The sequence below is a fragment of the Bacteroides xylanisolvens genome, from assembly GCF_018289135.1.
Taxonomy (GTDB): Bacteria; Bacteroidota; Bacteroidia; order Bacteroidales; family Bacteroidaceae; genus Bacteroides; species Bacteroides xylanisolvens.
This window is the reverse complement of the sequence record NZ_CP072216.1, coordinates 2,948,446-2,964,198: the sequence shown is the minus strand read 5'-3', so window position 1 is coordinate 2,964,198 and position 15,753 is coordinate 2,948,446. Positions and strand designations below refer to the sequence as shown.

Genomic DNA, 15,753 nt, shown 5'->3' with positions numbered 1-15,753 from the left:
CATTGCAAAACACATCATTGCAAAACACATCATTGCAAAACACATCATTGCAAAACACATCATTGCAAAACACATCATTGCAAAACACATCATTACAACCATACCCCAGCCCCCCATCGTACATACGATCACAATGACCTGCACCCCGCATGGTTTCCCGGCCTACTTTTTTCTCCGTCAAGCGAGCGCCCGTAACGTAGCGTCAAGAAGGGCAGACTGTTTGAGCGTAGCGAGTTTCTGCCCTTTAGCGAAGTGAAGGAAGCGAGTAGGAGAAAAAAGTCAGCCTTGAATTTTTCTTTGCTTCTTTCTTTTGTTTCAAGACAAAAGAAAGATGATTGTAATACAATTGTAACATGTATGACACCTCCCTGCAACGTCAAATCCCGTCCTTTGCAACTGGAAACAACATACACATATTATTTATGGAGACTATTTATTTATGCATTATCATTTTCCTCTTCGTCCTTGCCGTCTTCGATCTGATAGTCGGAGTCAGCAATGACGCAGTCAACTTCTTAAACTCCGCGGTAGGTGCCAAAGCCGCTTCGTTTAAAACCATCCTTTTCATAGCCGGCGTCGGCATATTTATTGGCGCCTCCCTATCCAATGGCATGATGGACATAGCCCGGCACGGCATCTACCAGCCCGAGCACTTCTACTTTGCCGAAATCATGTGCATCCTGTTAGCCGTCATGCTGACCGACGTAGTACTGCTGGACGTATTTAACTCCATGGGTATGCCCACCTCCACCACCGTTTCATTAGTCTTTGAACTACTCGGAGGAACCTTCGCCCTCTCACTTATCAAAGTACATAATAGCGACACCCTCGGTTTGGGCGACCTCATAAACACCGACAAAGCCCTTTCCGTCATCATGGCCATTTTCGTATCCGTCGCCATCGCCTTCTTCTTCGGAATGATCGTACAATGGCTGGCCCGTGTGGTATTCACCTTCAACTATACGAAAAAGATGAAATACAGCATTGCACTCTTCGGAGGTGTAGCCGCTACCGCCATCATCTATTTCATGCTTATCAAAGGACTGAAAGACAGCTCCTTCATGACCCCCGAAAACAAACACTGGATACAAGACAACACATTGATGTTAATCGCCGTCTTCTTCGTGTTCTTCACCGTACTGATGCAAATCCTTCACTGGATGAAAATCAACGTTTTCAAAGTAATTGTATTGATGGGCACCTTCGCCCTCGCTCTCGCTTTTGCCGGCAACGACCTTGTCAACTTCATCGGTGTTCCCCTCGCAGGCTTCTCCTCTTTTATGGACTATACCGCCAACGGAGGAGGAAATCCGAACGGCTTCCTGATGACCTCCCTGCTGGGACCCGCCAAAACCCCGTGGTATTTCCTTATCGGAGCCGGAGCCGTTATGGTCTACGCCCTTTGTACTTCTAAAAAGGCACATGCCGTAATTAAAACATCCGTCGACCTTTCCCGTCAAGATGAAGGAGAAGAAACATTCGGAAGTACCCCGATTGCCCGTACAGTAGTCCGCATCAGTATGACACTTGCCAACGGAATCTCCCGCATTATGCCAAGTGGCAGCAAAGAATGGTTTGACTCCCGCTTCCGCAAAGACGAAGCCATCATTGCCGACGGAGCAGCTTTCGACCTTGTCCGCGCTTCTGTCAACCTAGTATTAGCGGGTCTGCTCATCGCCTTGGGAACTTCCCTGAAACTTCCTCTTTCTACCACCTACGTAACCTTCATGGTAGCTATGGGTACCTCCTTGGCCGACCGTGCCTGGGGACGTGATTCTGCCGTTTATCGTATTACTGGCGTATTAAGCGTCATCGGTGGCTGGTTCATCACTGCCGGAGCTGCCTTCACCATCTGTTTCTTCGTAGCCCTCGTACTTCATTATGGAGGAAATATCTCTATCATCGCACTCATCGGTATAGCTGTATTCATTCTGATCCGTAGCCAAGTGATGTACAAAAAACGCAAAGCGAAAGAACAAGGTAACGAAACTCTGAAGCAACTTATGCAAGCCACAGACAGCACAGAAGCCCTGCAACTGATGCGTAAGCACACCCGTGAAGAACTTTCCAAAGTGCTGGAATATGCAGAAACTAACTTCGAACTGACCGTCACTTCTTTCCTCCACGAAAATCTTCGAGGACTGCGTCGTGCTATGGGTTCCACAAAATTTGAAAAACAGCTCATCAAACAGATGAAACGTTCCGGCACCGTAGCCATGTGCCGCCTCGACAACAACACCGTACTCGAAAAGGGACTTTATTACTATCAAGGCAACGACTTTGCCAGCGAACTCGTTTACAGTATTTCTCGTCTCTGCGAACCTTGCCTGGAACATACCGACAATAACTTCAACCCATTGGATGCCATTCAGAAAGGTGAATTCAGCGATGTTGCCGAAGATATTACATATCTGATTCAGCAATGCCGTAAGAAAATGGAAAACAACGAGTACAACAATCTGGAAGAAGAAATCCGTCGTGCCAACGACCTCAACGGACAGCTTTCGCTATTGAAACGTAAGGAACTGCAACGCATCCAAAGCCAATCAGGAAGTATCCGGGTTAGCATGGTATATCTCACGATGGTTCAGGAAGCACAGAACGTAGTCACTTACACCATCAACTTAATGAAAGTAAGCCGTAAATTCCAAGTGGAGACTGAAATGCCGTAAAGGCTGGAAACGATAACGTTCTTCACTGGAAAAAACGAATGATAACTCGAAAGGAAAGGACTGTTTGATAAACCCTATTTATATAAGTGAGGGTATGTCAAACAGTCTTTTCTTTTTAGTAGGTGGTTGGATAAAAAAGCTCTGTTCTTTAGCATTTGATTTGATAAAATTGTATATTTATAGTCGGTAAGATATTTGAGACGATTTAAAATGCAATGGTATAAAAATGAAATGAATGAAATATCAATTAGAAATAACCACTTTACTGGTTCCTGTCAATGTGCATCAGTTGTTTGAGAAATGTGAATGGCCCGAACTAAACAGTTTTGACAAAGAAATGGTTGAGGACTATTTCTCTGATTTGGTAAATGGCATTCAAACCGATGAGGCTTTGGACGATTGGAAGCTGACAATTGTCCTGTATATCGGTACTTATTTGGGAGCCAATCATATCAGTATCCGGAAACATGGAATCACCGATACGGCAACAAAAGAAAAAGTGTTGACGATCGGTATACCTCTCCCTTGCAGTAAAACCGTTCGTTGGGGAGTGAAGAAGAAAGAACGGTTTACTGGTAAAATACCGGATGAAAACTATAGGAGAAATAACAGGTTGCTTCCCGTCAACTTTGCGAAATATGATACTATGGGAACCTATATTGAAGATAACATCCGGATAGCCCTTTTGAATTTGTTTGAAGTAGGTTTTACCTTGAAAGGATATAAAGTAAAGAAACGGTGATAGTAACTGAATTGTAATCAAACTTTCTTTTCATAGGGATTAAACTTGCTTATCCCGGCAGGAAAACGTATCTTTGTTGGTAAGAAAACTATAACCGCAAGTTCTGATTATAAAACCGGAACTTTTGATTATGTAATCAGAAGTTTCAGTTATAAAACCAGAACTTGCGGTTTTAGTTTGCCCTAAGGGAAAAAGAACTTTTCTTCTAGGGGAGAACAAGTTTTCTACCTATAGCAAGGATGTTTTCTATTAGTAATCAATATTTCAAATAAACTTTAGTACTATGGCAATGTATGTAATGGAAGAAATGCCCGATATTCATGGAACGGGCGAACAAGTACTTTATCCTCGGTTTGCAATGATGGATCAGGTTTCTACCGAGGAGCTGATACGTCAGATAGCATCCAGCAGTGGTTTTAATGTCGGAGATGTGGAAGGCGTAATTACACAAATAGGTATTGAGATGGCACATCAGATGGCAGAAGGCAAGTCTGTGAAGCTGGATGGCATTGGAACATTCTCTCCTTCGTTGGCGTTATGCAAAGATAAAGAGCGTGAAAAGGCCGGAGAAGGCGAAACCCATCGTAACGCACGAAGCATTGTGGTGGGAAACGTGAACTTTCGTGTAGACAGGAAGATGATAAGGCGTATCAATGGAAGATGTCTGCTGGAAAGAGCTCCGTGGAAGTCGCAACGTTCTTCACAGAAGTATACTCCGGCGCAACGGCTTGCATTGGCTGTCAGATATTTGGAGGAACATCCTTTTTTGACAGTCTACGAATACCGGAAGCTGACAGGTCTGCTGCGCACAGCGGCTACCAATGAATTGCGCCAATGGGCGTATACGCCCGGTTCCGGTATCGGGATTGATGGCAGAGGAACACATCGGGTGTATATAAAGAAAACATAATTCATCATATTTGTATGATGATACTTTGAGATTTTGAATTAAGAGCATTGGGGGGAATTGCGGTGAGGGCGCTTTTCTTCAGGGACGTGCTTGAGTGATAACTAAAATTAATAAAAATGGGGAATTTGATTTCATTTATGAAGGAAGTAGCTGAAGGGCTTCGAAAAAGTGGGAATTATGGAACTGCTCATGTTTACAGGAGTAGCATGAATGCTATCATTGCATTTAACGGGAGCAGGAATCTGTCATTCAAGAAAGTGAATCAGGAGTTTCTTAAAAGTTTTGAAACGTATTTGCGGGAAAAGGATTGTAGTTGGAACACGGTTTCAACCTATATGCGTACATTGAGGGCGGTGTACAACCGCGCGGTTGACCGTCGTATGGCATCTTATATACCGCATCATTTCCGGTATGTTTATACAGGAACGCGTGCTGACAGAAAGCGTGCACTGGAAAAGGAGGATATGGAACGATTGATGAAAGAGCTTCCCAAACAAATTCATCAGGGAAGGGAAGAATTACAACGTACGCGCGCGTATTTTTTCTTAATGTTCATGCTTCGTGGTATGCCGTTTGTAGATCTTGCCTATCTTAAAAAGCAGGATATGGTGGGGAATGTGCTTACTTATCGTCGTAGAAAAACCGGGCGGCTTCTAACTGTGACGCTTCTGCCGGAAACTATGAAACTAATAAAAAAGTATATGAACACCGATTCTGCTTCTCCTTATCTTTTTCCCATACTGACTGGCGGAGAGAGTACCGAAGCTACCTACAGGGAATATCAGATAGCTTTGCGTAATTTTAACTATCAGCTTCTGTTGCTGAAACAAGTACTTGCATTGACTTCTGATTTAAGCTCGTATGCGGCGAAACATCATACAATCTCTATCTAATTGAAAATTAAACAGTTATTTCTGTTTAATTAATATCAGGTAACGATTTAGAAACGAGCGAATTACAATATTCTGTTTTCTTTTGCCTCTGTCAAAGAACGATTCTTTCAATGCAAATATACACTTTACTTGTGACAAAAGCAATCTTTTTCTACATTTAATCGACTTACAGTCAGCCTTAAAGAGGGTATCTGGTCTCATTCCATCTTCTTCCTCAAAAATAACATAGCAGTCTAAATTGGTTTATGTATGGGATAGGTCTTGTTCATTCGATCCGGTAGACTACTATACATAAAAGTATAAAGGCGAGATACGACAAGGAGATGCCATGCTTTTGTGTAAGGGGAATCTCTCTTAGCTTATCGCAGACCATGTATAGCTAAGTGTTTTGAGAATAAACAGTCTGTAAAAAACGGAAAGACACCGATTATGGGCCGTATCACCATCAATGGAACCCAAGCCGGTTTCAGTTGTAAGAAAGAAGTGTCCCTCGCTTTGTGGGACGTCAAAACCAACCGGGCCAAAGGCAAGTCCGAGGAGGCCCGTACACTCAATCAGGAGCTTGACAATATCAAGGCGCAAATCACCAGGCACTACCAGTACATCTGCGACCACGACAGTTTTGTTACAGCCAAGAAAGTCTATAACCGCTATGTCGGCTTCTCAGAGGAATGCCACACCCTTATGAACCTTTTCAGGGAACAGCTGGAACCGTATAAAAAGAAAATCGGCATAGAGAAAGCCGAAAGCACCTACTGCGGTCTGGTTGCCGATTACAAGAGTCTCCTGCTTTTCATGAAAAGCAAGAAGAATGCAGAGGATATTGTCATCGAAGAACTTGAGAAATCATTCATCGAGGATTACTACAACTGGATGCTCGGTACATGCGCTTTGGCAAACTCCACTGTCTTCGGGCGTGTCAATACCTTGAAGTGGCTGATGTATATCGCGCAGGAAAAAGGCTGGATACGGGTTCATCCGTTCGCATCATTCGAGTGTATGCCCGAATACAAGAGGCGTTCTTTCCTTTCCGAAGAGGAACTGCAAAGGATAATCCATATAGAACCGAGATACAAACGCCAGCGTGCCATGCGCGACATGTTCCTGTTCATGTGCTTCACCGGTCTTTCCTATGTGGACTTGAAAGCCATAACATACGATAATATCCATACCGACTCCGACGGCGGTACATGGCTGATGGGCAACCGTATAAAAACGGGAGTGGCGTATGTCGTAAAATTATTGCCCATTGCTATCGAACTGATTGAAAAATATAGGGGTACGGATGAAAAGAAAGACTCCCCGAATGTGTCTTTCCGGTAGGTGAATACAATGCCATGCGGCTCAGTCTTGGAATCATAGGCAGGAAATGCAACTCCGGGGCGAGGTCACCCCGCACATCGGACGCCACGCATTTGCCGTTCTGGCCATACTCAAGGGGATGCTGCTGGAAACTCTTCAGAAAGTGTTTGGGCATAAGTCCATCACATACGTCCTGCGCATCCATTCACTTGTCCGGCGCAGGCGGGGCAATCTTTTTCTGGAAGTCGCCCATCTGTACGACCAGCGTGCTGACCAGCTTTCTCAACTCCTAATACGCGCTTGTTTCAATAATTGTCAGTTCCATACTAAAATTCTTTTTAAGATTCTGAATATGCGACAAAGTAACGCACATCCTATATCCTTTCCAAACAGATAATATCAGAGTCTTCCGTTGGCGTGCATTGGCGTATCCAACGTTAAAAGAGAAGGTCCTTCACCTGCATCCATGCGGCAACGGAACTTCCATTCCCTTACTTGTTTTCCATAAATTTATAGGATTAATTTCTGGTGCATGATATTAATAGTCATTATTCTGTCTGCTTTTTTTGCTTGCATAATTGCAGCTAACAGTTATCTATTCCAGAACGCATTGTTATGGAAAATGGCAAGCTGTTTTGTTGGTTTATGGATATTGTGTATGATAATTACCGTCTTCGTTTGTCGTAAACTTGAATGCTCTAATTAAAACAGTACGGTTGTCATGCTTTGTGTGTTTTATTATAAATATTATGAATTATTTGGAATTGATATGTAATATAGATAATTTTGCAGTCGGGAAATGGTTTCGGGAGGTTTACGCCTTCCGAATGAAAAGGGAACCCGGTGAAAATCCGGGACAGTACCCGCTGCTGTGAGTCCACAAAAACGGACATCGAACTTTTGCCACTGGTGTAATACCGGGAAGGCACGATGACCGGGACGAGTCAGAAGACCTGCCATGACCGGAATGAGATTTACACCTGCGGGATATACGGGTCGTAATCAAATAAGGAATAGCTCATCGGCCATTCAATATTTGAAGACAGACATATTCCCGTTCGTGTAAGTCCGCACGAACGGGAATTTTTTGTGTTTGTTAATAATATGTTTTACATTAAAATGAGTGACCTATGAAAAGAAAATTACGCTTTCTGGCAGGTGCCTGTCTATTTACCGCAACCGCCTTGTTCTCTGGCTGTAGCTCGGACGATGACTTTTTGATGGACCCGGTTGATTCCGGAACTTCGCAAACCCGTGCTGTGACAAATTCGGACGGTACTTTAACTATCACTTTCGATGATTTCGATCCCGGCATGTTAGCAGGACCTACCTCGGCCGGAGAAAATCTTTATTCGTACCAAGGGTATCCTCAAGTAACCACCATTTACGACAATACTCCGGAAGAATATCTCTTCCTTTCAATGTTTAATACTGTAGGTGGAAGCACAGAGTATTCCAGCGGCGGCATCGCACTTTCCAACTGGAACATCCGCTCCAATCAGTCGGGAAATACCGGAGACTGGTGGTATTCTTATCTAAACCAATGTTCTGTCTATAACACTGCGGTGGAAGCGGAAGGACAGAATAAGGAAGCCGGGCACAGCGGTTCCAATTTCGGTGTCGTTTACGGATATGTGGATGCTTACAATCAGGCATGGATGGCTAAACCAGAATTTTATTTCAATGTTCCCCGGAAATTGGTCGGCCTGTGGATCTGCAACACCTCATACACTTATGGTGTCATTACTTATGGTAATCAGTTCGGTTCTACGGGGGTAGCGACTCCTCTGAAAGAGATGAAAGGGTATTTCCAAGTGAATCTGGAATGTTATGATGCGAATGGCGGTCTGATCCGCACTTACAAACGTCTTTTAGCCGATTATCGTAACGGCCAACAACAGGTTGATCCTATCACGACATGGGATTATTGGGAAATCAATGCCGAAGGGGTGCAAAGTGTGAAATTCAACTTCGAGGGTTCGGATTCGGGAGCATACGGTTTGAATACTCCGGCTTATATCTGTATTGATGATATCACCATACAATAAAAAGAATACAAGGATATCCCTTCTGTCGGGGGTATCCCTGTTATTTTTCTAAAATCCACACATCATGCATCGTTTTCACTATTTTATTATTTCTGCCTGTATGCTGTTCACCTCCTGCAACAAGGATGAAGTCATTACCGAAGAAGTAGGAGGACAACCTATAATAGAACTTGACAGCGAGACCGGTATTTACACGGTCAAGGTCGATCACGAATTGACTATCGCCCCGACATACCAGAATGTTGAAGATGCTCTTTTTGCTTGGACGATAGACGGTACGCTGGTTTCTTCGGGTCCGTCTCTTCAACGTACATGGAATGAATGCGGGGATTTTTATGTCAAACTAAGAGTAGACAATGCGGAAGGCTATGCCGAAGAGGAACTGAAAGTAGAAGTGAAAGAACTCACCCCTCCGGTCATCTCACTGGCACTACCTTCGCAGGGGCTAAAAGTCGTCCGGAATACCGATTACACATTTACTCCCGATATTCAGCATTCGGATGTCGAAGGGTTCAAAATCGAATGGGTACGGGAAGGAAAAATCGTTTCCACCGAGAATACTTATACTTTCAATGAAAAAGAACTCGGTGTTTATACGGTGACAATCAACGCTTCCAATATAGATGGGACAACAACGAAAGACGTAAGCGTAGAGGTCGTGGAAACGATGCCCTACGTTGTCAAATTCCCGACCCCGTCTTACCTGCAAACATCCACGGACAGGTACACTTTTGCCGACCGTCCTGTTTTCCTGCGTCCGTTGTTGGAGTATTTCGACAATCCCCGTTTTGAGTGGAGTGTGGACGGTCAGGTCATGGAAGGAGAAGTGGAACGCATGTTCAAGTTCACGCCGTCCGCACCCGGAGAATACACCGTCTCCTGTACTGTGTCGGAAGACACACCGACGGAAAAAATAAGCAGGAATATCGACAAAGGGAAAACGGCTGTCACTGCCACCGTAAAAGTCGTTTGTGTGGACAAAAAGGAACAAGACGGCTTCCGGGCTTCGGGAAGTTCCAAGCTCTGGAATAAAGTCTATGAATATACCCCAGCTCCCGGCCAATTTATCAACGAGACGAGCACGATAGGCGGTATGACCGGCAACGAAACATCCCCTGAAGCGGCTGTCGCATGGGCAACACAGCGTTTGAAAGACAAACTGCACGTCTCTTTAGGTTCTTTCGGGGGTTATATCATCGTCGGCTTCGACCACAGTATTCCCAATTCGGGTAACCAATATGATTTCTGTGTTCAGGGGAACGCCTTTGACGGCAGTTCCGAACCGGGTATCGTATGGGTCATGCAAGATATAAACGGAAACGGATTGCCGGATGACGAGTGGTACGAACTGAAAGGATCTGAAGCAGGCAAGGAAGAAACAATACAGAATTTTGAAGTGACCTATTACCGTCCGGAAGGCAAAAAAATGGATGTCCAATGGATCAGTTCCGACGGTAGAAACGGCTGGGTAGACTATCTGTCCGCTTATCATACACAAGACTATTATTATCCGGCTTGGATTTCGGAAAACAGTTATACCCTGACAGGCACTTGTCTGGCAGCCCGCAACACCCAAGATTCTCAAACCGGTTATTGGGATAATCAGAGTTATGACTGGGGGTACGTGGATAATTTCGGAAACGACCAGATAGAAGGCGGCAGTACGGTGGATGGAAGCGGACAAAGGAACGGTTTCAAAATTTCCAATGCCATCCATGCCGATGGAACGGAAGCCAATCTGCAATATATTGACTTTATCAAAATACAATGCGGTGTTCTGGCCAAAAGCGGCTGGCTGGGCGAAGTTTCTACGGAGGTATTTTCTTTTGAGGATCTAACCAAATAATAAAAATTACAAGTATGAAAATTTATTTTCTTCCCATGCTCCTATCCTTGTTCTTTTTGGGAGCGTGTGACAAAAACGATGAAATTATACCTGAAGATGCAGATGAAAATTTCATCACATCGGTCGTGATGACCGTGGACGGGAAATCGTACACGGCCGACATTACGGACAATACAGTAACAATAACCGTTCCCTATACGGTATCGCTGAACAACGCCGAAGTGGAATTCAAGTACACAACTTCTGCAACAATCATACCTGATCCTGAAACGGTAACGGACTGGGATAACGAACGAACCTTCCGGGTGACATCCTATAACGGAGATGCCCGCGAATATACCTATAAGGTCGTGAAAAGCGAGATAGAATCTGACGGAGATGTGGAGTTGAAGACCACCGAGGAGGTAGCTTCTTTTGCCGCAACCAAAACAACCGTTGTCAAAGGGAACCTGATTATCGGCTCTGATGCGGAAGAGGCAGAAAAAATCACTGACATATCTGCATTGGCATCTTTGAAAGAGGTTACTGGCAACATTGTCATTCGTAACAGTTACAACGGTGCAGACTTGACAGGGTTGGATAATATCGTTTCTGCCGGAGGTTTACAGGTAGGTTCGACCGATGTCGCCTCGAAAGCTACGGAACTTCACATGATTTCCATGAAAGCATTGGAAACGCTCTCCGGAGACATATCGGTATATAACGACCAAGTGACGTATGTCCTATTCGAGAAACTGGCAACTATTGAAGGAAGCGTGATGTTCAATGCGTCGTCGTTACAGAGTTTTGAGTTTCCGGTTCTGACTACTGTAGGTCAGGATCTGAATCTTCAAGGACTCAATGAAGAGAACACAGCAGCCGGTTCGATTGCGTCTTTGGAAATACCGGAACTGACAAGTGTCGGAGGGGTCTTGTCCGTAAACAATCTTGCCAAGCTGACTTCCATGAGCTTCCTTAAGCTGAAAGAGACCGGTGGCCTTGATTTCCATACCGTCCCCGTGATGTTGGAAACCATCAACCTTCCGGAAATCGAAACAGTAAACGGAAGTATTATTATGGAAGCCAATATGGAAGCTCCTCCTACCGGTAGTTTTGTTCCCCAACGAAATGACGTGCTTCAGGCTTTCGGTGGAATGGACAAACTGACAACGATAAAGGGACAGATAAAGATAAAGAATTTCACGGCACTCAAACAACTTCCCGACTGGAGCAAGATCACCACACTTGGAAGCATCACGCTGGATTATCTTGAAGATGTGAGCGGAACACTGCTGTTGCCGAACGCCCGATTTGAAACCTTCGGAGAAACAGCGCCCCAGATTGAAATTATAAACAAGGTGCAGCTCTCCAAAATTGAAACAGCCGAAGATTTGTCAAATGTAAATTTTGTCATCACCAGTCTCACGAATAATAAGTTCCCTGAAATCACGTTCAAGAATATCAAAGACTTCACTTGTAAGCCAACCACCAACAATACCGATTATACCATATCGACAATTCAACATGTATATGGAAATCTAAATGTGACAGGCCAAATGCGAAGCAATGCCAAATTTCCCGACTTGGAAATCATAGATGGATATGGATATATCCAAATACCCATGTTTGCTTCAATCACAATGCCAGTCTTGAAAGAAGTGGGAGGACAGTTCTATTTATCTGGAAATTTTACCAGTTGTAACTTGCCCTTACTATCCAAAGTTTGTTGTTCAGCTTCTCCTGTATATTATAAAGAGGGAGAGGGTTCGTTAGCAATATCTTTACAAAGTAAATCGCTGGATATTCCGGAATTGCTTCACGTAGGAGGTGAAGGGTTGTTCGTTAATAAAGCAACAGGCATTACTTGTGATAAATTACAGACTATAGATGGTACGCTACAGATAAAAAGTGCGACTTCTCTTTCTCAGGAAACACTTTCCATGGAGAAGTTGGAGACCTTGCATGGGGTTGTTTTTGACGGTTTGACGAAATTTACCGACTACACTTTCTTCGGCAAGTTTATAGAAAACGGAATGATTACGGGGGAAAGTTGGAGCGTGACGAAATGTGGGTATAACCCAACCTTCCAAAATATGAAGGACAAACAATATACGCAGCAGGATTAAACCTTATACCTTAACCAGAGTACCCGTAATGATTCGGGTACTCTTTTTTATCCGAATGACAATGAGCAGAACAATACAACGGATTTGCCTTTTTCTTTTCTGCCTGCCAGTTTTCGGCAGTTGCATGAAATGGGATTACGGAGAGATGGAAGATTTCTCTGTATCGGCCTCTGGTCTTTTCATTACCAACGAGGGGAATTTCCAGTACAGCAATGCCACGCTTTCCTACTACGATCCCGCCACGTGCGAAGTGGAGAATGAAGTGTTTTACCGTGCCAACGGGTTCAAGTTGGGCGATGTGGCCCAGTCTATGGTTATCCGGGACGGTATAGGCTGGATCGTGGTGAACAACTCGCATGTGATTTTCGCCATCGACATCAATACTTTCAAGGAAGTGGGCCGTATCACAGGTTTCACCTCACCCCGGTATATCCATTTTCTGTCGGATGAGAAAGCCTATGTGACGCAGATATGGGACTACCGTATCTTCATCATCAACCCCAAGACATACGAGATTACCGGCTATATCGAATGTCCAGACATGGACATGGAATCGGGTTCCACCGAACAAATGGTACAATACGGCAAGTACGTCTATGTGAACTGCTGGTCGTACCAGAACCGCATCCTGAAAATCGACACGGAGACGGACAAGGTCGTGGACGAACTGACCATCGGCATACAACCTACTTCGCTGGTCATGGACAAATACAACAAGATGTGGACCATCACGGATGGCGGTTACGAGGGCAGCCCATACGGTTACGAGGCACCGTCTCTCTATCGTATAGACGCCGAGACTTTCACCGTAGAGAAACAGTTCAAGTTTAAGCTGGGCGACTGGCCTTCGGAAGTCCAGCTCAACGGTACACGGGATACACTTTACTGGATCAACAACGATATTTGGCGAATGCCGGTGGAAGCCGACCGTGTTCCCGTCCGGCCTTTTCTGGAGTTTCGGGACACCAAATACTACGGCCTTACGGTCAATCCCAACAACGGGGAGGTATATGTGGCCGACGCTATTGATTACCAGCAACAAGGTATCGTGTATCGCTATTCGCCGCAAGGCAAGCTGATCGATGAATTTTACGTGGGAATCATTCCGGGAGCTTTCTGCTGGAAATAACGAGGAAGGAGGACAAAAATGAAAAGACATCTTATTCTATTGTTCGTGGGGGTAAGCCTGCCCTTTCTGCTTGCCGCCCAGCAGAAAAATTCCGTCAGCATTACCAAAAGGGTACTACGTATTCCGGAGGTTACGGTGGTGGGCAAACGACCTATGAAGGATATAGGCGTGCAACGAACCCGTTTCGATTCCATCGCCATGAAAGAGAACATCGCCTTGTCTATGGCCGATGTGCTGACATTCAACTCATCCGTTTTTGTCAAGAACTACGGACGCGCCACGTTATCCACCGTGGCTTTCCGGGGTACCTCTCCCTCGCATACCCAAGTGACGTGGAATGGTATGCGCATTAACAACCCGATGCTGGGCATGACGGATTTTTCCACCATCCCTTCTTACTTTATCGATGATGCCTCGCTGCTGCACGGAACGTCATCGGTAAACGAAACGGGCGGCGGCTTGGGTGGTCTGGTCAGGCTCTCCACTTCTCCGGCCAACCATGAAGGGTTCGGGTTGCAGTACGTGCAGGGAGTGGGGTCGTTCAGCACGTTCGACGAGTTTCTCCGCCTGACCTACGGTGACAAACACTGGCAGTCCTCCACCCGTGTGGTGTATTCCTCTTCCCCCAACGACTACAAATACCGAAACCGGGACAAGAAGGAAAACATCTATGACGAGGACAAGAACATCATCGGTTCCTATTACCCGACGGAACGCAACCGCAGCGGGGCTTATAAGGATCTGCACGTCTTGCAGGAAATTTATTATAACACGGGCGAAGGCGACAAGTTCGGGCTAAACGCCTGGTATATCAATTCCAACCGGGAACTGGCGATGCTCAGCACGGATTACGGGAACGACATGGACTTCGAGAACCGCCAAAGGGAGCAGACGTTTCGCGGCGTCCTCTCGTGGGATCGCGTGCGGGAGAAATGGAAGGTCGGTGTAAAAGGCGGCTATATACACACATGGATGGCCTATGATTACAAGCGGGACAAGGGAAACGGCGAAATGGCTTCGATGACCCGCTCACGCAGTAAGATTAACACGTTCTACGGAAGTGCGGACGGGGATTATGCTCCTTCAGAGAAATGGCTGTTCACGGCCGGTGTTTCCGTACACCAGCATTTGGTGGAAAGCGCGGACAAAAATATCATCTCGCAGGAAGGTAACAAGGCTGTTGTCGGGTATGACAAGGGACGTGTCGAGTTTTCCGGTTCCGTTTCTGCGAAATGGCGGCCTGTCGATCATTTTGCCGCCTCGCTTGTCCTTCGCGAGGATATGTTCGGTACGGAATGGGCCCCGGTTATCCCGGCTTTCTTCATCGACGGGGTACTGTCGAAAAAAGGCAATATCGTGGCGAAAGCATCCATCTCCCGGAACTACCGTTTTCCCACGCTGAACGACCTCTATTTTCTGCCGGGCGGTAATCCCGACCTGAAAAGCGAGCACGGCTTCACATACGACGTGGGGTTGTCGTTCTCGGTGGGGAAAGAAAATGTATATGCTTTGAGCGGTGGTATCAACTGGTTCGATTCGCACATCGACGACTGGATCATCTGGCTACCCACAACCAAGGGATTCTTCTCCCCCAGAAACCTCAAAAAGGTACATGCTTACGGGGCAGAGACCAACGCCCACCTTGATATAATGCTCGGAAAGGACTGGAAACTGGATATGAACGGAACTTTCTCGTGGACTCCCTCGATCAACGAGAGCGAACCGATGAGTCCGGCAGACCAATCCGTCGGCAAACAGTTGCCATACGTGCCGGAGTTTTCCGCAACGGTGACCGGACGTCTGTCATGGCGGACATGGAGCCTGCTTTACAAATGGTGTTATTACAGCCAGCGTTATACCATGTCGAGTAATGACTATACCCTGACGGGCTATCTGCCCCCTTACTTCATGAATAACGTGACACTGGAAAAACAGCTCTCTTTCCGATGGGCCGATCTGTCGCTAAAGGGCAGCATCAACAACCTGTTCGATGAAGAATACCTTTCCGTATTGTCCCGTCCCATGCCGGGCATCAATTTCGAGATATTCATCGGCATAACACCCAAGTTCGGAAAAAACAAAAATAGTAAACGATAATCTGCATCA

Annotated in this window: 11 protein-coding genes, 1 pseudogene and 1 riboswitch; all 12 genes and pseudogenes read left to right on the top strand. The window is 45.5% G+C overall.

What is annotated here, in order from left to right; genetic code table 11:
• Nucleotides 1-2 precede the first annotated feature (2 nt).
• The 12 genes and pseudogenes from INE92_RS27265 (at nt 3) to INE92_RS12585 (ending at nt 15,744) form a co-directional block, all read left to right on the top strand.
• Complete coding sequence (locus INE92_RS27265) at nt 3-137, top strand: pentapeptide repeat-containing protein (protein ID WP_134993110.1); 135 nt, start codon at nt 3-5, stop codon at nt 135-137.
• A gap of 285 nt (nt 138-422) precedes the next feature.
• Entirely contained in the window at nt 423-2,672 is a 2,250-nt protein-coding gene (locus INE92_RS12630; RefSeq protein ID WP_134993111.1) for an inorganic phosphate transporter, read from the top strand.
• A gap of 235 nt (nt 2,673-2,907) precedes the next feature.
• Nucleotides 2,908-3,414 (top strand): Imm9 family immunity protein, encoded by a 507-nt coding sequence (gene imm9, locus INE92_RS12625; RefSeq protein ID WP_008641277.1) that lies wholly within the window; start codon nt 2,908-2,910, stop codon nt 3,412-3,414.
• A gap of 283 nt (nt 3,415-3,697) precedes the next feature.
• Complete coding sequence (locus tag INE92_RS12620) at nt 3,698-4,324, top strand: HU family DNA-binding protein (protein ID WP_004314900.1); 627 nt, start codon at nt 3,698-3,700, stop codon at nt 4,322-4,324.
• Between the two features lie 116 nt (nt 4,325-4,440).
• Nucleotides 4,441-5,199 (top strand): annotated as a pseudogene (locus INE92_RS12615) (tyrosine-type recombinase/integrase); the annotation flags it as partial.
• Nucleotides 5,200-5,646: 447 nt separating this feature from the next.
• A complete protein-coding gene (locus INE92_RS12610) occupies nt 5,647-6,540 on the top strand; it encodes a phage integrase SAM-like domain-containing protein (protein WP_004289225.1) in 894 nt (297 codons plus the stop codon).
• Between the two features lie 46 nt (nt 6,541-6,586).
• Nucleotides 6,587-6,916, top strand: coding sequence for a site-specific integrase (locus tag INE92_RS26915; RefSeq protein ID WP_004289226.1), 330 nt, complete (start codon nt 6,587-6,589; stop codon nt 6,914-6,916).
• Nucleotides 6,917-7,302: 386 nt separating this feature from the next.
• Nucleotides 7,303-7,494, top strand: a riboswitch (cobalamin riboswitch).
• A gap of 155 nt (nt 7,495-7,649) precedes the next feature.
• Nucleotides 7,650-8,567 (top strand): DUF4465 domain-containing protein, encoded by a 918-nt coding sequence (locus INE92_RS12605; protein ID WP_004289228.1) that lies wholly within the window; start codon nt 7,650-7,652, stop codon nt 8,565-8,567.
• A gap of 64 nt (nt 8,568-8,631) precedes the next feature.
• Nucleotides 8,632-10,413 (top strand): PKD-like domain-containing protein, encoded by a 1,782-nt coding sequence (locus INE92_RS12600; protein WP_004293827.1) that lies wholly within the window; start codon nt 8,632-8,634, stop codon nt 10,411-10,413.
• 14 nt (nt 10,414-10,427) lie between these two features.
• On the top strand, nt 10,428-12,518 hold the full coding sequence (locus tag INE92_RS12595) for a receptor L domain-containing protein (protein WP_004311297.1): 2,091 nt from the start codon (nt 10,428-10,430) through the stop codon (nt 12,516-12,518).
• Between the two features lie 28 nt (nt 12,519-12,546).
• Nucleotides 12,547-13,647: a YncE family protein gene (locus INE92_RS12590; protein WP_004293828.1), complete on the top strand. Its 1,101-nt coding sequence runs from the start codon at nt 12,547-12,549 to the stop codon at nt 13,645-13,647.
• Nucleotides 13,648-13,665: 18 nt separating this feature from the next.
• Nucleotides 13,666-15,744, top strand: coding sequence for a TonB-dependent receptor plug domain-containing protein (locus INE92_RS12585; RefSeq protein WP_004289232.1), 2,079 nt, complete (start codon nt 13,666-13,668; stop codon nt 15,742-15,744).
• Nucleotides 15,745-15,753 lie beyond the last annotated feature (9 nt).

Excerpts from the sequence above, each read along its gene's own strand:
- INE92_RS12585 (WP_004289232.1), top strand. The coding sequence starts at position 13,666 with ATGAAAAGACATCTTATTCTATTGTTCGTGGGGGTAAGCCTGCCCTTT.
- INE92_RS12600 (WP_004293827.1), top strand. The coding sequence starts at position 8,632 with ATGCATCGTTTTCACTATTTTATTATTTCTGCCTGTATGCTGTTCACC.
- INE92_RS12590 (WP_004293828.1), top strand. The coding sequence starts at position 12,547 with ATGATTCGGGTACTCTTTTTTATCCGAATGACAATGAGCAGAACAATA.
- INE92_RS26915 (WP_004289226.1), top strand. The coding sequence starts at position 6,587 with ATGCAACTCCGGGGCGAGGTCACCCCGCACATCGGACGCCACGCATTT.
- INE92_RS12620 (WP_004314900.1), top strand. The coding sequence starts at position 3,698 with ATGGCAATGTATGTAATGGAAGAAATGCCCGATATTCATGGAACGGGC.
- imm9 (WP_008641277.1), top strand. The coding sequence starts at position 2,908 with ATGAAATATCAATTAGAAATAACCACTTTACTGGTTCCTGTCAATGTG.
- INE92_RS12610 (WP_004289225.1), top strand. The coding sequence starts at position 5,647 with ATGGGCCGTATCACCATCAATGGAACCCAAGCCGGTTTCAGTTGTAAG.
- INE92_RS12630 (WP_134993111.1), top strand. The coding sequence starts at position 423 with ATGGAGACTATTTATTTATGCATTATCATTTTCCTCTTCGTCCTTGCC.
- INE92_RS12595 (WP_004311297.1), top strand. The coding sequence starts at position 10,428 with ATGAAAATTTATTTTCTTCCCATGCTCCTATCCTTGTTCTTTTTGGGA.
- INE92_RS12605 (WP_004289228.1), top strand. The coding sequence starts at position 7,650 with ATGAAAAGAAAATTACGCTTTCTGGCAGGTGCCTGTCTATTTACCGCA.